General features: G+C 67.5%; 19 protein-coding genes. 10 read left to right on the forward strand and 9 right to left on the reverse strand.

Going from position 1 to position 19,380, the window contains the following annotated elements; translation table 11 throughout:
- Positions 1 to 34 precede the first annotated feature (34 nt).
- The 5 genes from ACWCPQ_RS01720 to ACWCPQ_RS01740 are packed head-to-tail and all read right to left on the reverse strand — an operon-like array spanning position 35 to position 5,975.
- Positions 35 to 1,063: an ABC transporter substrate-binding protein gene (locus ACWCPQ_RS01720; RefSeq protein ID WP_449893573.1), complete on the reverse strand. Its 1,029-nt coding sequence runs from the start codon at positions 1,061 to 1,063 to the stop codon at positions 35 to 37.
- Between the two features lie 43 nt (positions 1,064 to 1,106).
- Positions 1,107 to 1,958: an ABC transporter permease gene (locus tag ACWCPQ_RS01725; RefSeq protein ID WP_449893575.1), complete on the reverse strand. Its 852-nt coding sequence runs from the start codon at positions 1,956 to 1,958 to the stop codon at positions 1,107 to 1,109.
- Positions 1,959 to 1,971: 13 nt separating this feature from the next.
- On the reverse strand, positions 1,972 to 3,399 hold the full coding sequence (locus ACWCPQ_RS01730) for an NtaA/DmoA family FMN-dependent monooxygenase (RefSeq protein WP_449893577.1): 1,428 nt from the start codon (positions 3,397 to 3,399) through the stop codon (positions 1,972 to 1,974).
- 3 nt (positions 3,400 to 3,402) lie between these two features.
- On the reverse strand, positions 3,403 to 4,863 hold the full coding sequence (locus tag ACWCPQ_RS01735; RefSeq protein ID WP_449893579.1) for an NtaA/DmoA family FMN-dependent monooxygenase: 1,461 nt from the start codon (positions 4,861 to 4,863) through the stop codon (positions 3,403 to 3,405).
- 35 nt (positions 4,864 to 4,898) lie between these two features.
- A complete protein-coding gene (locus ACWCPQ_RS01740) occupies positions 4,899 to 5,975 on the reverse strand; it encodes an aldo/keto reductase (RefSeq protein WP_449893581.1) in 1,077 nt (358 codons plus the stop codon).
- A gap of 285 nt (positions 5,976 to 6,260) precedes the next feature.
- Here ACWCPQ_RS01740 and ACWCPQ_RS01745 point away from each other — a divergent pair, with 285 nt between their 5' ends.
- A complete protein-coding gene (locus tag ACWCPQ_RS01745) occupies positions 6,261 to 7,028 on the forward strand; it encodes an IclR family transcriptional regulator (RefSeq protein WP_449893583.1) in 768 nt (255 codons plus the stop codon).
- Positions 7,029 to 7,145: 117 nt separating this feature from the next.
- Here the strand turns inward: ACWCPQ_RS01745 and ACWCPQ_RS01750 are convergent, their stop codons facing one another.
- Positions 7,146 to 8,096 (reverse strand): SDR family NAD(P)-dependent oxidoreductase, encoded by a 951-nt coding sequence (locus ACWCPQ_RS01750; protein WP_449893584.1) that lies wholly within the window; start codon positions 8,094 to 8,096, stop codon positions 7,146 to 7,148.
- 127 nt (positions 8,097 to 8,223) lie between these two features.
- Between ACWCPQ_RS01750 and ACWCPQ_RS01755 the strand changes: the two genes are divergently transcribed.
- Both ACWCPQ_RS01755 and ACWCPQ_RS01760 read left to right on the forward strand, forming a co-directional pair.
- Positions 8,224 to 9,393: a sensor histidine kinase gene (locus ACWCPQ_RS01755; RefSeq protein ID WP_449893586.1), complete on the forward strand. Its 1,170-nt coding sequence runs from the start codon at positions 8,224 to 8,226 to the stop codon at positions 9,391 to 9,393.
- Positions 9,393 to 10,067: a response regulator gene (locus tag ACWCPQ_RS01760; protein ID WP_449894370.1), complete on the forward strand. Its 675-nt coding sequence runs from the start codon at positions 9,393 to 9,395 to the stop codon at positions 10,065 to 10,067. Before ACWCPQ_RS01755 ends, ACWCPQ_RS01760 begins: the two co-directional genes overlap by 1 nt.
- A 24-nt stretch (positions 10,068 to 10,091) precedes the next feature.
- Here the strand turns inward: ACWCPQ_RS01760 and ACWCPQ_RS01765 are convergent, their stop codons facing one another.
- Entirely contained in the window at positions 10,092 to 10,544 is a 453-nt protein-coding gene (locus ACWCPQ_RS01765) for an SRPBCC family protein (protein ID WP_449893588.1), read from the reverse strand.
- Between the two features lie 149 nt (positions 10,545 to 10,693).
- A complete protein-coding gene (locus ACWCPQ_RS01770) occupies positions 10,694 to 11,305 on the reverse strand; it encodes a TetR/AcrR family transcriptional regulator (protein ID WP_449893590.1) in 612 nt (203 codons plus the stop codon).
- Between the two features lie 97 nt (positions 11,306 to 11,402).
- Between ACWCPQ_RS01770 and ACWCPQ_RS01775 the strand changes: the two genes are divergently transcribed.
- The 7 genes from ACWCPQ_RS01775 to fadD11 are packed head-to-tail and all read left to right on the forward strand — an operon-like array spanning position 11,403 to position 18,953.
- The gene (locus ACWCPQ_RS01775; RefSeq protein ID WP_449893591.1) at positions 11,403 to 12,287 is read left to right on the forward strand and encodes a metal-dependent hydrolase; all 885 of its coding nucleotides are present in this window, start codon (positions 11,403 to 11,405) and stop codon (positions 12,285 to 12,287) included.
- Positions 12,284 to 13,315: a PDR/VanB family oxidoreductase gene (locus ACWCPQ_RS01780; RefSeq protein ID WP_449893593.1), complete on the forward strand. Its 1,032-nt coding sequence runs from the start codon at positions 12,284 to 12,286 to the stop codon at positions 13,313 to 13,315. The genes ACWCPQ_RS01775 and ACWCPQ_RS01780 overlap by 4 nt, the downstream gene beginning before the upstream one ends.
- Positions 13,316 to 13,336: 21 nt before the next feature.
- The gene (locus ACWCPQ_RS01785) at positions 13,337 to 13,843 is read left to right on the forward strand and encodes an SRPBCC family protein (RefSeq protein ID WP_449893595.1); all 507 of its coding nucleotides are present in this window, start codon (positions 13,337 to 13,339) and stop codon (positions 13,841 to 13,843) included.
- A complete protein-coding gene (locus tag ACWCPQ_RS01790) occupies positions 13,840 to 15,306 on the forward strand; it encodes a flavin-containing monooxygenase (protein WP_449893597.1) in 1,467 nt (488 codons plus the stop codon). The genes ACWCPQ_RS01785 and ACWCPQ_RS01790 overlap by 4 nt, the downstream gene beginning before the upstream one ends.
- Entirely contained in the window at positions 15,303 to 16,181 is an 879-nt protein-coding gene (locus tag ACWCPQ_RS01795; protein ID WP_449893598.1) for an SDR family oxidoreductase, read from the forward strand. The genes ACWCPQ_RS01790 and ACWCPQ_RS01795 overlap by 4 nt, the downstream gene beginning before the upstream one ends.
- Complete coding sequence (locus tag ACWCPQ_RS01800; RefSeq protein ID WP_449893600.1) at positions 16,178 to 17,110, forward strand: alpha/beta hydrolase; 933 nt, start codon at positions 16,178 to 16,180, stop codon at positions 17,108 to 17,110. The genes ACWCPQ_RS01795 and ACWCPQ_RS01800 overlap by 4 nt, the downstream gene beginning before the upstream one ends.
- A 16-nt stretch (positions 17,111 to 17,126) precedes the next feature.
- A complete protein-coding gene (fadD11, locus tag ACWCPQ_RS01805; protein ID WP_449893602.1) occupies positions 17,127 to 18,953 on the forward strand; it encodes a fatty acid--CoA ligase FadD11 in 1,827 nt (608 codons plus the stop codon).
- Between the two features lie 24 nt (positions 18,954 to 18,977).
- On the opposite strand, the gene ACWCPQ_RS01810 is transcribed toward fadD11, so the two are convergent.
- Positions 18,978 to 19,349 (reverse strand): hypothetical protein, encoded by a 372-nt coding sequence (locus tag ACWCPQ_RS01810; protein WP_063128714.1) that lies wholly within the window; start codon positions 19,347 to 19,349, stop codon positions 18,978 to 18,980.
- Positions 19,350 to 19,380 lie beyond the last annotated feature (31 nt).

The raw sequence follows: 19,380 nt of genomic DNA on the forward strand, positions 1-19,380 counted from the left end.
CTGATCGTGTCGTGCTATCGCGCTGCTGACCGGGTCAGCGCGCCGGCCGCGGGTAGGTGAAATCCTTCACGTACTCCTGCGGGATGAACTGTGTATCGATGTACTTGCCGGCGTCATAGGGCGCGTCCTGCAAGCCCATCTCGATTTCGATGTCCTGGGTGTCGCGGATCGCCACCGGATCGATGGCCGGGTTGTTGTCCCAGATATCGTCTTCCTGACGCAGCGCGAGTTCGACCGCCTTCGGGTCGATGGTGCCGAGCTTCGATTTCAGCCACGGTAGATACTCGTCGTAGTGCTCTTTGGCGTAGGTGTAGGCCTTGAAGTAGGCGCGCAGGCTCCGCCGCAGTAGATCGGGATCGTTGTCGATCACCTCTTTTCCGGCGATGAGGACACCGGTGTGGTAGGTCGGCAGATAATCCCAGCCGCGGGCCAGGGTCACCGATTTGCCCTGGAGTTCGCCCAGCGCCGGAAAGGGCTGGTGGATGATCGTGGCATCCACCTGGCCGCTGGTGAGGGTGCCGTACGCCTGTTCGTTCACACCGTTGGCGATGAAGCTCACGTCGTCGGGATCCACACCGTTGGCGCTGAGGATCTTGCGCGTGTAGGTCTCCATACTGCTACCGGCCGTGGCGATCCCGATAGTCTTACCGCGCAGGTCGGCGAACGACCGGATACCGGGACGCGCGATGAGGAAGAACGGCCCTTTGCTCCGGAACGCGGAACTGATGATCCTGATCGGCGCACCCTTCTCGGCCGCGCGCAGGTAGTTGCTGGTGGGACCGAAGGCGAGGGTCAGCTCTCCGGTCGCCACGCCGGTCACCGCGTCCTGGACCTGGGTGAACTTCACATCGAGATCCTCCTCGTCGAAGAAACCCTTCTCGACGCCGAACCGGATCGGCAACTGTGTATAGGACGTGCTGTCCTGCAAGGTCAGCACACTGCGGCCGTCGCCGCCGGAACCACCATCCCCCGCGAGGGATTCGACGGTTCCCGAGCAGCCGGTGGCCGCCAGGACCAGAGCCAGCGCACCGGCGAGAACGGCCAGAGATCTCTTCTTGAACACAGCTGTTCCTTCGAAATGAGAGTGATCGGCAAAAGCCGCGATATCAGGCGTACTTCCAGCGGAGAAAGACCTTCTTCTCCAGCAGGTTCACCGCCGAGATGATGAGAACCGAGAACACCGTGATGGACAGGACCAGGGCGAACAGGGTCGCGGTATCGTAGACGCCGATCGCGCGGTTGAGCATATTGCCCAGTCCCGCCTTGGACGCGATGATCTCCGCGAACAGCGCCGCCACCAGGGCGGTACCGGCCTCGATCCGCAGCGCGGCGACGATACTGGGCGAGGCCGACGGCAGAATAACCTTCAGAATCGTCTGCCACCGGGACGCCCCGTTCGCACGGGCGACTTTGAGATGGCTCTCCTGGACCTGTTTGATCCCGGCGATGGTGTTGAAGACGAACAGGAAGTAGCCGAACAGGAAGACGATCACGATCTTGTGGTTGACACCCACCCCCAGATACAGGGTGAGCAGCGGGATGATGGTGACCTTCGGAACGGCCATGGCCGCGCCCACGAACGGATTGAGGAACCGCTCGGCGGTGCGCGAGAGACCCATATAGATTCCGGTCGCCACACCCGCCACGAAGGCCAGGACGGTACCGACGATGGCCTCGTACAGAGTGATCAACAGATTGCCGAAGAGGTGTTCCTCGGTCACGAGTCGCGGGAACACCGCGAGGACCTGGGTCGGTGAGGCCAGGTAGATCGACTCCACTCGGCCGGAATCCACCAGCCACTGCAGGATCGACAGCACGATGACGACGACGACCAGCTGACCGGCGATGAGGGCGAGATTCTTCGGGGACACCACCGCGCGCAACCGCCCCCGGGTCTCCTTGTGGGTCCGGGGCGCGGCCGGGCGAACGACTACTGCCTCGGCTTGGTCGAGAGCCACCGTCCTTGTCCTTTCAGTTCGGTTCCGGTACGAGCGGGGTCCGCTCGCGATGGCGGTTCGCCGGCCGCTCAAGGCCCAGGTGATCCCGGAAGGTGGTGCCCGGGTACTCGGTGCGGAACAGTCCGCGTCGCTGCAGTTCGGGCACCACCAGTTCGGTGAACGCCTGCACCGAGCCGGGTACGAAATCGGGGAAGATATTGAACCCGTCGGCCGCGCCCTCCTCGAACCAGCGCTGGATATGGTCGGCCACCTCGATCGGATCACCGACCACGGTGCGGGAGCCGACCGTGATGCCGTTGATCAGATCGAAATAGGTGATCGGAGCGGCTCCCCCGACCGTGCGCCGGGTGGTCTCGGTGATACCGGCGAAGATCTTGCGGCCTGCCGGAGCCGCGGCGTCGAATACTTCCCGGGACACCGGATCGTGCACGCCGTGACCGGTCACCTCCACTTCGAGAACCTGGGAGACGGAGGCGAGATTGCGTTTGAGTCCCTGCCCCAGGCCGCCGAATCGCACCGATTCGACGGTTTCGTGCTCGGGATCCAACGGCACCAGCGAATTCAGCCGGTCGTAGATCTCCACGGCTGCCGCGGTGGTAGGTGCCACGACCACGCTCAGCCCCGGCAGGATCCGGATCTCGTCGGCAGTGCGGCCGTATCGCGCCGCGCGTGCCTTCACATCGGCGTAGTACTCCTTGGCCGAGTCCAGATCGGGTTGTCCGGCGAAGATCACGTCGGCCTCCCGGGCACCCAGTTCACGGGAACGATCCGAGGTCCCGGCGTGCAACAAGATGACCTGACCCTGCGGTGGCCGCGCGACGTTCAGCGGTCCCCGGACCGAGAAATGTTCGCCCACATGGTCGATGGTGTGCAGTTTCGATTCGTCGATATAGCGCCCACCGGCCTTGTCCCGAGTGAACGCGTCGTCCTCCCAGCTGTCCCACAGCGCACGCACCACCTCGACGAACTCGTCCGCCCAGTCGTAGCGCTTCTCGGTATCCCAGTGGCCGTCCCGGCTGAAGTTGTGCGCGGCGGCGCCGTCCGCGCCGGTGACCAGATTCCACGCGGCCCGCCCACGGCTGAGATGGTCCAGCGAGGCGGTGAGCCGGGCGACGGTATAGGGGTCGTAGTAGGTCGGATTCGCGGTGACCGCGATACCGATATGTGAGGTCGCGGCCGCGATGGCGGAGGCGACGGTGAACGGCTCCATTCGCGACATCTGGGCGGGATTTGTCTTGGCCAGCGCCGGGTCGGTGGCCAGGCGATCACCGAGGAAGAGGAAATCGAACTTCGCCGCCTCCACCAACCGGGTGACCTGCTGGATGAACGCGATATCGAACGCGCCGTCGGATCTGGCTCCCGGATAACGCCAGCCGGCGGTATGGGTGCCGGTGGCCCAGAACATCAGTCCCAGATGCAGCTCTCTACGTGGTCCGGACATGGATCACTGCCCTCCCGTTCGGGTGTTCGCCCGGGTCCACCGATTACCCGGCCGGTTCAGACCGAGGTGATCGCGCAGCGTCCGGCCGGTGTACTCGGTGCGGAACAATCCGCGCCGCTGTAGTTCCGGCACCACGAGCCGGGCGAAGGTCTCGAATTGTTCGGTGAGGAAGGCCGATTGGATGTTGAAGCCGTCGCAGGCGCCGGCTTCGAACCAGGCCTGGATATAGTCGGCGATATCCTCGGGTCCGCCGACCACCACGTGACCGCCCACGATGTGGGTGTTGAGCAGGTCCCGGACGGTCAGCGGATCGGCACCGCCCACGGCGCGCCCGGTCCGGGCGGCGGTGGTGTCCAGCAGTGCCCGGCCCGTCGGCGTGAATCGGGCGGCCGTTTCGTCGTCCAGTGGTTGCGCGAGGTCATGCGCGGTCAGATCGACACCGACGCGCTGCGACAGTGCTCCCAGATTGCGCAATCCCGGGCCCTGCGCCTCGCGGGGCGCGGCGCTACCCGCGCCCCACTGTTCGGGATCACGGCCGCCGTAGCGGATATCGTCGTCCAGTACGAGCAGATCGTTGAGCCGGTCGTAGAGTGCGCGGGCGGCCTGCCGCGTTCCGGCGACGATGGGGGTGAGACCGGGCAGGATCGAGATCGCCGAACGCGTCCGGCCGAAACCGCCCGCGCGCTGCCGGATCTCCGCGGCGTAGGCCTTGCCCTGTTCGATCGTGGCCGCGGCGGCGAAGATGACATCGGCTTCCCGGGCACCGAGCTCACGGGAGCGGTCCGAGGTCCCGGCGTGCAAAACCACCAACTGCCCCTGCGGGGGCCGGGCCATGTTCAACGGGCCCCGGATATCGAAGGCCCGCCCGCGATGGTTCACCCGGTGGATACGGTCGGCGACCACGAACTCGCCGGTCTCGGCGTTGCGGACGAAAGCGTCGTCCTCCCAGCTGTCCCACAGATCCCGGACCACGTCGACGAATTCGTCGGCCCGGTCGTAGCGGGCGGACGCGTCACCGTGTTCGGTCCGGGTGTAGTTGGCCGCGGCCCGGTGGTCGGCACCGGTGACGATGTTCCAGGATGCCCGCCCGGCCGAGATGTGATCGAGCGATGCGGTGAGCCGGGCCAGGTTGAACGGTTCGTAGTAGGTCGGATTCGCGGTGACCACGATGCCGATCCGGTCGGTCGCCGTGGCGATATAGCTCGCCGCCGTGAACGGTTCGATCCGGGCCAGCACCGAGGTGTTGGTCAACTGGTACTCCGGCCCGGTGGCGAGCCGGTCACCGAAGAAGAAGAAATCGAATTTCGCGGATTCGGCGAGCTGCGCCAGCTCGACCAGATAGCCGGCGTCGAATCCGCGGTCGTGAACTGCCTCGGGTAACCGCCAGCCCGCGGGGTGGGTGCCGTTCGACCAGTACATGTAGCCGAGGTGCAGGTGCCGGCCGCTGCCGGAATCATCGGACATATCCGCCTCTGCGTGGGTCGTGGGATGGATGGTGCTCAGCGGTCGGCCGCGGTACCGGTGACCTGCCCCGGCGCTCCGCTCAGATCGCCGGCGAACAGGGCGGTCAGTTCCGCGAATTCGGCCGGATCGGGACGCCAGCGGGCGGCCGCCAGGTTGTCGTCGAGTTGATCGGGTTCGGTCACTCCGGCGATCACACTGGACACCGCCTCGTGGGCGAGCAGCCAGCCGAAAGCCGGTGCGGTCGGGGTGATGCCACGTTCCCGGGCGAATTCGGCGTACCGCTCCAGCGCGTCCCACGGTGCGGCGTCGAGCAGATGCTTCTTGAGGTTGGTGATCTTGCGGCCGGCCGGTACCGAATTCCGGCGGTATTTCCCGGTGAGCAGCCCGTTCTGCAGCGGGAAGTACGGGAAGAAGCCCAGGCCGTAGGCGTCCAGCGCCGGAATCAGTTCCTTCGCCGGTTCCCGCCAGAGCAGGTTGTATTCGTTGGTCGCGGAGATGAACCGGGTGTGGCCGTTGATCCGGGCCACGTATTCGGCATCGGCCACCTGCCAGGCGGCGAAGTTCGAATTGCCGATGTAGCGGATCTTTCCCTCGTGCACCAGATCGTCGAGTACCGAGAGGGTTTCCTCGATCGGGGTGACCGGGTCGGGGGTGTGGATCTGGTACAGGTCGATCCAGTCGGTCCGCAGCCTGCGCAGTGAAGCCTCCACCGCGAGCCGGATATAGCGCCGTGATCCGCGCACTCCCCAGTCGGGACCGTTCAGTCCCGCCAGGCCGATTCCGAATTTCGTGCCGATGACCACCCGGTCGCGCCGGTTTCCCAGCGCCGCCCCCAGCATGCTCTCGCTCTGTCCCGGCCGATCGCCGTAGACATCGGCGACGTCGAAATAGGTGATCCCCAGGTCGAGCGCCCGATCGACGATCCGGTCGACGGCGTCCTGGGTGTGGGCGATCATTCCGCTGCGGCCGAAGGTGCTGGCACCGATCCCGACTTCGGACACCACCAGGCCCGACCGGCCGACAGTACGGAAGCCCTCCGGCAGCGCGCTGCGCACCGGCGGACCGGTCACGCTCGGGCCGAGCAGAGGGGTACTGGTCACCGCTGTGGTCATGGTCTTCTTTCCCACGATCCGGAGCACGGCCGACGGGCCCGAGTACTTGCCGGAGCTGACTTTTCGAACACCGTCACGCTAGAGCTCGCAGGCAACTTCGAGCAACACATCTCATTCCACGAAGCGGAATAGTTGACGACGGCGAATATTCGTGCTCACCCAGGTAGTGGCAATGAACATCGAAATTCGCCGGTATTCGCCCGGGCTCAGGAGCGGCTAGTATTCCGATAATCGGAATACGGGCCGCTCTCCTTCCGGAGCGGCCGACCGGAAAGGACACACCACGTGGCGGTCAATCGGTCCGGGCTGCAAACGGTCTCGCGCGCCCTGGCGGTACTGCGGTGTTTCCAGGGTGATGCCGAACTGGGTGTCACCGAGATCGCGCGCGCCCAGAATCTGCCCATGAGCACCACGCATCGGCTGCTACAGGCGCTGCTCGAATCGGAGTTCGTCGAGCAGGACGAACAGACGGGCCGGTACCGGCTCGGTGTCGCGCTGGCCGAATACGGTCAGCTCTCCTACCGGCGCCACCTGGTCTACCTCGCCGAACCCCATATCGAGCAGCTCGCCGCCGAGACCGGCACCGCCGTCTCGCTCGCGACCAGGCACGGCACCGACGCTGTCAATCTCGTTTTCACCCGGTGGCGAGAGGCCCACGGGCACAACCTCTCCGAGGTGCGTTTCCCGTTGCACGCGAGCGCGATCGGTAAGGCGTTGCTGGCCTGGTCACCGGTGACACGGGCGGAGCTCGAGGCGCTCCCCTACCATCAGGGCACCGAACGCACCCCGGCCGACGCCGCTTCGCTGGGCACCGAACTCGAAGCGGCCCGCAACGCCGGATACACGATCAACGACGAACAGACCGAATGGGGCTACCGCATCATCGCGGTTCCGGTCCTGGGCCCGGACGGCTACGCCCGGTTCGCCCTCGGCATCAGGGGCACCACCCAGCTGATGATCCCCGAACGGATTCCCTTCCTCGCCGCCCTCGCCCGGGTCACCGCCACTGCCATCGCCACCACGCTCTTCCGCGACCCGGCCCGGGCACAGTGACCTGACCCGGGTTTCGCCGCAGGGCCGGCTCTGTCCGGTTCCGGGTTCGGGGAGCGGCCGGTGCGGGATGGGCCGCGGGCCGTTTCCGCGCTCTGCGGTGGCCGGGCATCAGCGGCGTCACGCGTGCGCAGTCCGGCCGCCGTCGACCGACAATCGCGCACCGGTGAGATAGGTGTGTTCGGGCGAGGCGAGAGTGAGGGCGAATGCCGCGATCTCCTCCGCGCTCGCCAGGCGGCCCAGGCCGGGAACATTGGATTTCGCCCACTGCTTCATGAAAACCTGCCATGCCGGATCGGGTAGCGACTCCATCCCGGCCGCACGCCGCACCAGTTCGGTATCGGTGGTGCCCGGCAGCATGGCGTTGACCCGGATACCGTCGGCGGCGTAGTCCAGCGCCGCCGACTGGACCAGCCCGATCAGCGCGTGTTTGCTCGCCGTGTACGCGCCCTTGCCGGCATCGGTGGCGACCGCGTTGCTCGACGACGTCACCACGATCGTCCCACCACCCGCGCGGATCATATGCGGCACCTGGTATTTCATCGCGAGGAACACACCGCGCAGATTCGTGTTCACGACCCGGTCGAATTCGGCGGCACTGTACTCGTGCACCTTCTTCTGCACGGTGATCCCCGCGTTGTCGAAGGCGATATCCAATCCGCCGTACCGGCCGACCGCCGTATCGACGAAATCACGCACCTCGCCCTCGACAAGGACATCGGCGCGGTAGTAGGTGGCTTCACCGCCCGCTCGGCGGATCTCGGCTTCCACAGCACGGCCTCGGTCCTCGCGCCGCCCACAGAACGCGACGCGAGCACCCTCCGCGGCGAAGCGCCGGGCGGCGGCGGCACCGATACCCGAGGTCGCACCGGTGATCATCACCACGCGGTCGGCGAACCGCCGTGCTGTGGGCGGCGGCACGGCAGGCTGCCTCGCTCCGGCGCCCAGCGCGACCCCAGAAGCCAGGCCGGCGGCGCCTGCCGCCAGCCCGGATGCGGTCATCGCGCCCAGCAGTGCGCGCCGGCTCGGCGCCGGGCGGTCGGATTCGGCTGCTGTCTTCTCGTCGGTCATGCACTGACCGTGCCGGAGCAGCCGGCTCGGCGGATCGGCCCGCGGGCCGCTCGTACCGGCCGAACGGACGAGATCACTCCTACCCGCGGAGGAGCCGGCCCACGGGCGAGCCGGGCATCATGTGGACGTGACGGAGAACGGGATGACCCGCGGAATCGACTGGCTGCTCGATCCGCGGCAGCTGCCCGTGCGGCTGCTGGTTCTGCTGGTGGCGGCAGTGGGGTGTCTGCTCTTCCTGACCGATACGCCGACCCCGACGGATCTGACGATCGCCGCGACCGCTGTCCTGGTCACCGCGGGTTCGGTGCGCTTCCCGCTGACGACCGCGCTGGCCGCGACCGGTGTCCTGGTGCTCGGGTTCACGGTGGGCGATTCCGGCCCGGCGGTCCCGAAAGTGGCGGCAGCCCTCGCGCTGACCGAGCTCGCGGCCCGGCGCGGTGGCCCGGCTCCGGTGCTGGGCGGCTTCGCATTGGCTGCGGCCTACCTTTTCCATACGGCGGGCGGCCCGGGGGCGACCGTCTACCGGGCGACGGTCATGGCGCTGCTGCCGGTGCTGCTGGGCTCGGTGCTGCGCACGACGCGAGAGAGTGCCGCGCGGGCCCGCCGGGATGCGGCCGAACTGGCCCGCCGGCGTGACGCAGAGGTGAGCGCGGTGCGTGCCACCGAACGGGCCGCGATCGCGCGGGAGCTGCACGATCTGATCGCCCACCACATCTCCTCGACGGTCTTGCGGGTGAGTGTGGCACGGCACGCGTCGGTTTCCGCACCACCGGCTCTGCTCGAGGTGCTCGACGATATCCACAGCAGCGGTACGGCGACCCTGCACGATCTGCGCACCCTCGTGGCGGTGCTGCGCGACCCCGATGCCGGCGCGGAATCATTCGTCGAACCCGCCGGACTCCCGGTCGCGATCTCCGCGGTGGTGCAGCGGACACGGCTCGTGGTCGCGGATATCGAGCTCGAACTGGACCCGGCCGTCTCGACGGTCGACGCGCTGACCGGGCTCACTCTGCTGCGTCTGACGCAGGAAGGGACGGCCAATGTGGTGAAACACGCGGGCCCGCGGACCACTGCCCGGCTCTCGATCACGGCAGGGCCGGGCCCGGTCGAGTTCCGGTTGTCCGACAGCGGCCCACCGCCGGGAACCGGGCATCCGGTCGTACCCGGATCAGGCGTCGGCCTGATCGGGCTGCGGGAGCGCGTCGGCCTGCTGGGCGGCACATTCGGCGCCGGACCCATCGGGCCGGGCTGGCTGCTCGAAGCGAGCCTCCCGAGCAAGGCGGGCGCGGCATCGTGATCATCACAGTGATGCTGGTGGACGATCAGCAGCTCGTCCGCGCCGGACTGCGGATGCTGTGTGAAACGGCGTCCGATCTGCAGGTTGTCGCCGAGGCACAGGGCGGTGCGGAGGCGATACGCCTGGCGAAGCGGACGGAACCGGATGTGATCCTGATGGATCTGCGGATGCCGGGAACCGATGGAATCCAGGCCACCACAGCGATTCTGGCGGCTCGGCCCGGAGCCCGGATCCTGGCCCTCACCACGTTCGACGACGACGAGCACCTCTATCCGGCGCTCGCGGCCGGTATGTGCGGTTTTCTGGTCAAAGACGCGTCACCCACCGACCTGCTCGACGGGATCCGGCGCGCCGCATCCGGTGACCGACCGTTTTCGCCGGACGTGCTGCGACGAGTGGTCGATACCGCTGTCGCCGCCCGCGTTGCCCGGCCCGGCCCACGAACCAGTCGGCCCGCACCGGAGGTGGAGCTGACGGGGCGTGAAGCCGAAGTCCTGGGTCTGGTGGCCGAGGGCCTCTCCAACGCCGAGATCGCGCAACGCCTGTACATCGGCGTGACGACGGTGAAGACCCATATCGCCAACCTGCTGGCCAAAACCGGCGCCGGCAATCGGGTCCGACTCGCCGTGTACGGACTCGGTCCGGCCGGCGACCGACCCGACGACCGACCCTGACGCGTGACACCTGCGGGCGGCGGATCAGGAGGCCGTTGCGGTGAGTTCACGGGTGGCGGCGTCCAGTACCCGCCCGAAGGCATAAGTGAGCAACGGCCGGGCCACCCGACGAGTGAGCGGCGCCCCGATCAGGGGGAACCGCAGTTCGACCACTGTCGTCCAGAAGACCCGGGTACCGTCGGCCGTCTCGGTGAATTCGACCCGGCCGAGCTCGTGCCGGGCGGGCGGAAAACACCGGTATACGTGGTACTCGAAGGACCGGGGCGGATCGTAGGCGGTGATCCGTTCCCAGAACACCCCCACCACCCAGATGAGGAAGCGCACGGCGCCGAGTCCGTACGGCGCCTCAGCCCCGGGAACCGCGAGCCGTTCGTGCAGCACCAGCGGAATCCGTGTGTAGTTGTGCGCGTGGCCGATCCAGTCGAATACCGCACCCGCGGGTGCGTCGATCGTGCGCTCTACGGTGATCGTTTCCATATCGGCCCCTCCGTTCGACCCGGTTCACGCTGACCGAGATTCCTCTACTACACCCAATAGTAGATCTCGGCCGCGCATATCGCGGGGCAATCGACGGGTACTCGACACCAGCGCCGGAATCCGGACAGCCCCCGCCCCGGGGCACAGCGTCAGCCGAGGATCAGCGGCGCGATATAGCGACGCGCGAATTCACCGAGCCGCTCCTCGGATTCGAGATCCAGCGTGCCCACCGGCTGCAGGATCAGCGAATGAACCACCCGGCTGGCGATCTCCACCCGGGTCGTGAGGTCGGGGATCTCGGGCAGGCCCCGTTGCCGTATCGCCTCGGTCAGGATCGTGGTGGTGGTGACCACCGCCGCAGTGAAGAAGGCTCCGCCCTCCGTGGTGACCTGTGGTAGCAAACGGCCCGGCTCGAGGGCCAGCACCCGGTTGATCAACCCGTGGGTGCGCCAGCGGGTGATGACCGTGACGAAGATATCGGCGACGATGGCGGTCACGTCCTCGTGCCGCGCGGGGATGCCCTCGAGTTCGGCGAGAAATCTGCCCACCTCGCGCGCGCTCACCGCCCGGACGAGATCGTCGCGGGAGCCGATGCGCCGATAGATCGTGCCGCGATCGACATCCGCCTGCTTGGCGACGTCCCCGATGGTCGTCTTCTTGACGCCGAACTGCTCGAACTGGGTGCGGGCCGCATCGAGGATGCGGGCTTCGATTCCGTCGGCGGCGGACCGGTCTTGCGAGGTAGAGGCAGGGGCGGACACAGGTCCACGCTAGCAGCGATCAGCGCTTCTGCAACAATCTCAAAGAATTTGTTGCGACAACATTGCAAGGGATAATGTTGCATTGTACGGTCAGGGTATGTCCGACGACAGCGGTACGACGACCGGCACCTACCGGGAAGAAACGCACGCGATCCACGCACGCGATGTGAACTTCGATTTCTCGACGGTCCCCATGCATTACATCCCCGGCGAGGTGCTCGCAACCCACGTGACCAATGTGATGCACCTGGTCCTACCGGAGGGTGAACGTGCCATGGCCGCCTGCCTGGCCGAAGCACTGCCCGCGATCGACGACGAGCGGCTGCGCGAAGAGGTGACCGGATTCATCGGCCAGGAATCGATGCACGCCAGCAGCCACGAGGGCGCCCGCAAACACCTGCAGTCGATCGGCCTCGATGTCGACTCCTATGTCGAGAAGATCGGTTGGCTCGTCGACCGCGTCCTGGGCGAACACGGGCTGACCGGCCGCGCCGAGGAGGAGTGGCTCAAGGAACGCCTCGGCCTGTTCGCGGGAATGGAGCATTTCACCGCCGTGATCGGCGAATGGCTCCTCGAATCGGAGGTCCTCGAAGAACTCGGGATGCACCCGACCATGCTCGACCTGGTGCGGTGGCACGGCGCGGAGGAGGTCGAGCACCGCAGCGTGGTGTTCGACGCCTATATGCACGTGGACGGCGGTTACGCGCGGCGAGTCCGCACCGGTCTGCTCGCCAGTGGTCTGCTGCTGCCGCTGTTCGTGATCTCCACCGCGTACCTGTACCGCAAGGATCCCAGCCCCGCCAAGGGACGGTTCTGGGGACAGCAGTTCGTCAGCGCCACCGTGCGCGGCGTCATCCCCAGCTTCACCACCTTCTTCACCGAGATGCCGCGATATCTGAGCCGCGGCTTCCACCCCTCACAGCTGGGGTCGATGGACAACGCGCTGCGATATCTGGCGCACTCCCCTGCCGCGCGCTCATGACCACCGCCCACAGCACCGCCACACCCGGGCTGCGCATGCTCGGCCTGGCGGTGGACGCGTACCGGAAGGTCTTCACCAATCCGGTACTGTCATCCCCGAACCCGGTGCGCCGCAGCGGGTTCGATCTCGACGTGGTAGTCGGCGACAGCACCGTCGAGGCACGGGAAGTGGTCTCGCTGACCCTGGCCCGCCCGGACGGACAGCAGTTGCCCTCGTGGCGGCCCGGATCCCATATCGATGTCTTCCTGCCGTCGGGCCGGCAACGCCAGTACTCGCTGTGCGGCGATCCCGCCGACCGTTACCACTACCGCATCGCAGTGCGCCACATCCGCGACGGTGGCGGCGGCTCGGCCGAGATCCACGAGCTGCGGCCCGGTGCCGCCCTGCAGATCCGGGGCCCACGCAACGCGTTCACCTTCGTCGATTCCGCGCCGTCGTACCTTTTCCTCGCCGCCGGAATCGGCATCACCCCGATCCTGCCGATGGTCCACGCGGCCGGTAGCCGGGGACGGCTGGTGTATCTCGGCCGCTCCCGCGACACCATGCCCTTCCGGAACGAACTTCCCGACAGCGCCGAGATCCGGCCCGACGACGAAGCCGGACCTTCCGATATCCCGGCGCTGCTCGCCACCGCGGCACCCGGCGCGGCGGTATACGTCTGCGGGCCGCCGCCGGTGCTGGAAACCGCCCAGCGGATCCTGTTCGACCTGAACCCGACCGCATCGCTGCACACCGAACGCTTCTCGGCGCCACCGGTCCGCGACGGGCACGAATTCGATCTCACGCTCGCCCGGTCCGGACGGCACGTCCGGGTCGGGGCCACCGAGACCACCCTCGAGGCCATCCGCCGGGTCCGGCCGGATGTCGTCTATTCCTGCCGCCAAGGCTTCTGCGGTACCTGCAAGGTCGGCGTCTCGGCCGGTTCGGTCGAGCATCGCGACCGCCTGCTGAGCGACGACGAACGCGCCGGTCACATGCTCACCTGCGTCTCCCGGTCGGCCGGTGGCCCACTGGTCCTCGATCTCTGATTGCGAAAGGCCCTCAGCCCCATGAGTGCACGTTTCTCCCTCTCCCCCGCCGAGGACACCTTCCTCGACAGTGCGCCGCACCGCTACACCCATATCGTCGATATCCCGGCGCCGGTGCGGCAGGTATGGGACACCCTCGTCGCCGACGACGCGCTGGTGTCGTGGTCGACGGTGATCACGGCGGCGACCTGGACCTCGCCCCGGCCGTTCGGGATCGGCACCACCCGTACGGTCACGCTCGGCGGTTTCCTCCGGCTCGAGGAGCGCTTCTACCGCTGGGACGAGGGTTCGCGGATGACGTTCACCGTGGACGCCGCCTCGGTGCCCGGGCTGAAACGCTTCGCCGAGGACATCACCCTGCTCCCACTCGGTTCCGGCACCCGGGTCATCTGGACGTTCGCGGTCGAGGGCACCGCCTCGCTGCGTCCGCTGCTGGCGCTGGCGAGTCCGGTGAACCGGTTGGTCACCAAGGGCATCGCGAGCGGCACGGGGCGCCGGGTCCGCACCGAGGCGGTGGCGGCCCGATGAGCGATACCGCGACCGAACACCATCGCATCGTCGTGCTCGGCGCCGGTTTCGGCGGGATCGGGCTGGCGATCAAACTGCGCGAGGCCGGCTTCGACGATCTGGTCGTGCTCGAACGTGCCGACGATCTCGGTGGCACCTGGCAGGCCAATACCTACCCGGGCTGTGCCTGCGATGTCCCGTCCCAGCTCTACAGCTATTCGTTCGCACCGAACCCGGACTGGTCGCGCACCTACGGCAAACAGCGCGAGATCCTGGAGTATCTGCGCCGCGTCGCCGTCGAGCACGATGTGGTGCGCCATATCCGGCTGGGGACCGAACTGACCGAGGCCCGCTGGGACGAGGACGACCGGGTGTGGCGGATCGCGACCTCGCGCGGATCGCTCACGGCCGATTTCTTCATCTCGGCCGCCGGGATCTTCGCCGAGGCCAAATACCCCGACCTGCCGGGGCTCGACACTTTCGAGGGCACCGCATTCCACTCACTGCACTGGGACCACGGTCACGACCTGACCGGTGAGCGGGTCGCGGTCATCGGTACCGGCGCCTCCGCGGTGCAGTTCGTTCCGGAGATCCAGCCGCGGGTGGCCGCGCTGACGGTGTTCCAGCGATCCGCGCCGTGGATCGTCCCGCGGATGGACCGCCCGACCCTGGGCCTCGAGCGCACTCTGCTGCGGCGGCTACCGCTGGCGCAGAAAGCGATCCGCGGTACCTGGTACACCCTCATCGAGGGGTTCGGCCTGGTCGGGTTCGTGGACAACCGCTTCCGCCATCCGTACGAGATGCTGGGTCGATTGCAGCTGCGGCGCCAGATCCGCGACCCTCACCTGCGCCGCAAAGCCACTCCCGACTACATCATCGGCTGTAAACGCGCGATTTTCTCCGACGCCTACCTGCCCGCGCTGGACAGCGACAACGTCGAGGTGGTCACCGACGGTATCGCCGAGGTGCGGGCGCGTTCCGTCGTCACCCGGGCCGGTGTCGAGATACCCGTCGACACCATCATCTACGGCACCGGATTCACCACCATCCCCTCCGCCTTCGAACGGATCATCGGCCTCGACGATCTCTCGATCGCCGATCTGTACCACCATCGGCCGCAGACCTACCTGGGCGCGGCGATGGCCGGGTTCCCGAACTTTTTCTGCACCCTCGGACCGTTCGGCGCCGCGGGCAACCAATCCGCCATCTACATGCTCGAATCGCAGATCGGCTATATCGTCGACGCCCTCCGGACACTGCGCAGCAGCGGAGCTCAGCGCGTCGAGGTGCGCCAGGCGACCCAGGACGCGTTCGTCGAGGAGATGGCCCGGCGCAGCGCCGATACCGTCTGGCTGACGGGCGGTTGCCAGAGCTACTACACCACTCCCGACGGCGGCAACGCAGGCCTGTACCCGAACTGGAGTTTCGAATACCGGCGGCGCACCAGACAATTCGACGCCGAATCCTACGAGGTGACCCGATGAAACCGGCACTACCCGACCCACTGGGCTGGATCTCGCATTCCACGACCTATGACGTGAAGGGCAAGACGGTGCTGGTCACCGGCGCCGGGCAGGGTATCGGGCTGGAGCTCGTGACGATCCTGCACCGGCGGGGCGCCCGGGTCGTCGTGGTCGATATCGACGAGGCGGGCGCCCTGCGCACCGCGGGCGAACTGGGCGCCGGCGCACACGGTATCGGCGGTGATGTGGCCGACCGCGCCCGGATGGAAGAGGTGATCGCCGAGGTCGTCGAGAAGTTCGGCGGACTGGACGTGGTGGTCGCCAATGCCGGGGTCACGCCGATACCCGCGACCATCCGGACCATGGATCCCGACGATTTCGACCGGGTCATGAGTATCAACCTGACCGGAGTGTTCAACACGGTCCATCCGGCGCTCGACCATATCGTGCGCTCCCGGGGCCATGTGGTCCTCGTATCCTCCTGCGCGGCCTTCGCGCCGGGGATGGGCGGTTCGCCGTACATGGTCAGCAAAGCCGCGGTGGAACAGCTGGGCCGGGCGCTGCGGGTGGAACTGGGCGGCTCCGGCGCCACCGCCGGCATCGCCTATTTCGGCGTCGTGGAGACATCGATGACCCACGATGTACTCGACGCCGACGAACTGGGCCGCAAGATCAACGATCTGCTGCCCTGGCCGTTGAACGTGCGGATCACCGCCGAGCAGGCCGCGCGGACCATCGCCGACGGGATCGGGCGCCGGGCCGCGCGGACCATCGCCCCGAGCGGCTGGCAGCCCTACGCGCTGCTGCGCGGCGCGATCAACACCGTGCTCGACCGGCGGCTCGCCGCGGATTCGACAGTGCACGAACTGGTTCGCGCGCTCGAGCGGCGCCGATGACCGAACCGGTGCGCGGATCGCTGCAGGCCCGGTCCGTCCGGCGGCTGTCCGCACTCACCGCTCGCCGCCTGGCGGAACTCGCCCCGGTCAACGCCTGTATGCTGCCGGCCGCTCGGGCACTCATCGAGCACACCCTGCGCGCGACCGCGCCCCCGCTATGGGGGACGTCGAGCGACCGGATCCGGGCCGGCGCGATCACGGGTGAATGGGTGCGCGGCCCCCGGGCCGACCGCGACGACGCGGTGATCCTCTATGTCCACGGCGGCGGTTTCGTCGCCGGATCGGCCGCCGGCTATCGCGGGGTTGCCGCACGCCTGTCCACCGCGACCCGCCTGCCCGTGTTCACGCTCGACTACCGGCTCGCACCCGAGCACCCGTATCCGGCAGCGCCCCGGGATGTCGACGCCGCCTTCCGGTGGCTGATCGCGCAGGGGTACCGCCCGGATCGGGTGGTGATCGCGGGCGATTCGGCCGGTGGGTTCCTGGCCGCCGATTTCGCTCTCACCCACGCGTGCGGCGGTTTCCCGTCCCCGGCCGGTCTCGTGCTGTTCTCGCCGATGACGGATCTGAGTCTCACGCTCGCTGCCCGATTCGAGGGCGCGGCAGCCGAAGGTCTACTGTCGGCGGAGTTGTCCCGCCGGGCGGTCGCGCACTACATTCCGGAACCCTACGATCTCCGGCCCCTGCGCGGGATGCCGCTTCCCCCGGCACTGATCCACACCAGCGATACCGAATTCTTCGGTGGCGACGCCGTCGCACTCGCCGAACGCTGGACCGCCGCCGGTGCGGTGTGCGAACTGCGGGTATGGCGTGACCAGATGCACGCTTTCCAGGTGCTGCCCGCTCTGGTCCCCGAATCACGCCTCGCCTACCGGGCGGCCGCCCGCTTCGTCGCCACCGTCCTCGGCACCACCGCCGCCGCGGTCTGACCCCGAAAGGCTCATCGTGAGCAGCGCACGTTTCGACACGCTCCCCGCCGCGTTCCAGCACATCGCCGCCCGTGAACCCGCGGCGGTCGCACTGCGCACCCCGGGTGACGGGCAAACCCTGACCTGGGCCGAATACGCGACCCGGGTCCGCCAGTTCGCCGCGGGTCTGGACGGATTGGGCGTGCGCCGCGGTGACACCGTCGCAGCGATGATGGGCAACCGGGTCGAGTTCTACCCGCTCGAGGTGGCCGCCCAGCATCTCGGCGCGACCTCGTTCTCGGTCTACAACACACTGCCCCCCGACCAGCTGAAGCATGTGCTCGGCAATGCCGGGGCCCGGGTGGTGATCTGCGAACCGCAGTACGTCGCGCGGTTACGTTCCTGCGGAGTCGAACTCGACCACATCGTCTGTCTCGACGACGCTCCGGCCGGAACCCTCTCGGTCGCCGATACGATCGCCGCCGCCCGTGCCGATTTCGATTTCGACGCCGCCTGGCGCGCGGTGCGCAGCACGGATGTGGCCACGCTGATCTACACCTCCGGCACCACCGGCAATCCCAAAGGTGTGGAGACCACACACGCGAACCTGCTGTTCCAGGTGTACGGGATCGCCGAAGTGCTGGGTATCGAATTCGGCGACACCATCACCTCGTTCATGCCCAGCGCCCATATCGCCGACCGGCTCACCGCCCTGTACGTCCAGGAGGTGCTCGGTATCCAGGTGACCTGTGTCGCCGACCCCACACTGATCGCACCCGCCCTGGCGGACCTGCGCCCCACTCTGTGGGGTGCGGTACCGCGGGTGTGGGAGAAGCTGCGCGCCGCCATCGAATACGAGGTCGCCGCGGAAACCGACGACGAACGGCGCGCGGCACTGCGCTGGGCGCTGTCGGTGGCGACCGCCCGCGGCGAACACGAACTGGCCGGGACTCCGCTGCCCGGCGATCTCGCCGCCGAATGGCAGCGGGCCGACGAGCTGGTGCTGCGCGGGCTGCGGACCGCGTTGGGATTCGACCGGATGCGCTGGGCGCTCTCGGGTGCCGCCCCCATCCCACCGGCGACACTGGGATTCTTCGCCGGGCTCGGTGTACCGATCACCGAGATCTGGGGTATGTCGGAACTGTCGTGTATCTGCAGTGTCAGCCCGCCGCACGAGGTGCGGCTGGGCACCGTCGGAAAGCTGCTGCCGGGTATGGAGTACCGGCACGCACCCGATGGTGAACTGCTCGTCCGGGGTCCGCTGGTGATGAAGAGCTATCGCGGACAGCCGGACAAGACCGGCGAAGCCATCGATACCGACGGCTGGCTCCACACCGGCGATATCGTCACGGTGGACGCCGAGGGCTACCTGACGGTCGTCGATCGTAAGAAAGAGATCATCATCAATGCCTCCGGCAAGAACATGTCGCCGACCCATATCGAAAACACCGTCAAAGCCGCCACACCACTGATCGGGGCGATGGCGGTGATCGGCGACGGGCGTCCCTACAACACCGCGCTGATCGTCCTCGACGCCGAAGCCGCGGGCCCCTACGCGAAACAGCACGGTCTCACCGATGATTCGGCAGCCGCCCTGGCCGCCGAACCGTCGGTGATCGCCGCGGTCCGGGCCGGTGTTGCTGCCGGTAACGCCCAGTTGTCCCGGGTGGAGCAGATCAAACGATTCCTCGTACTCCCGGTCTTCTGGGAAGCGGGCGGCGACGAGGTCACTCTCACCATGAAACTCAAGCGCCGAGTCGTCGGCGAGAAGTACGCGTCCCGGATCGACGACCTCTATCGTGACCCGCCGGCCGCCGACGTCCAGGAACCCGCCGGCGAATCCCGCCCGGTGCCTGCCACCTGATACCGGATCGCGGCGCGGGCCCGGTCAGACCTCGAGTTCCTCCTCGATTCCGCGCAGCCGGTGCCGGGCCAGCGCCAGATTCGCCCGCCCGCGGTCGAGAGCGAGATAGAGGAACAGGCCCCTCGACTTACGCCCGGTCATCGGCCGGATGAGGTGGTACTGGCTACTGAGCGAGATGAGGATGTCCTCGATATCCTCCTGCAGGCCCAGCTGTTCGATGGTCCGCAGCTTTGCCCGCACCACCTCGGTATTGCCGGCGGCCGCCACGTTCAGGTCCAGCGCCTTCGAGCTGCCGAGCATCCCCAGTGCCATACCGCTGTTGTAGTCGACGACGGCTGCCCCGAGGGCGCCGTCGATCGACATCATGTCCTTGAGTGCCAAATCCATATCGGACACAGTCGTTCCTCTCGATAATTCCTGTTACTGA

The sequence above is a fragment of the Nocardia sp. NPDC001965 genome (assembly GCF_053594175.1).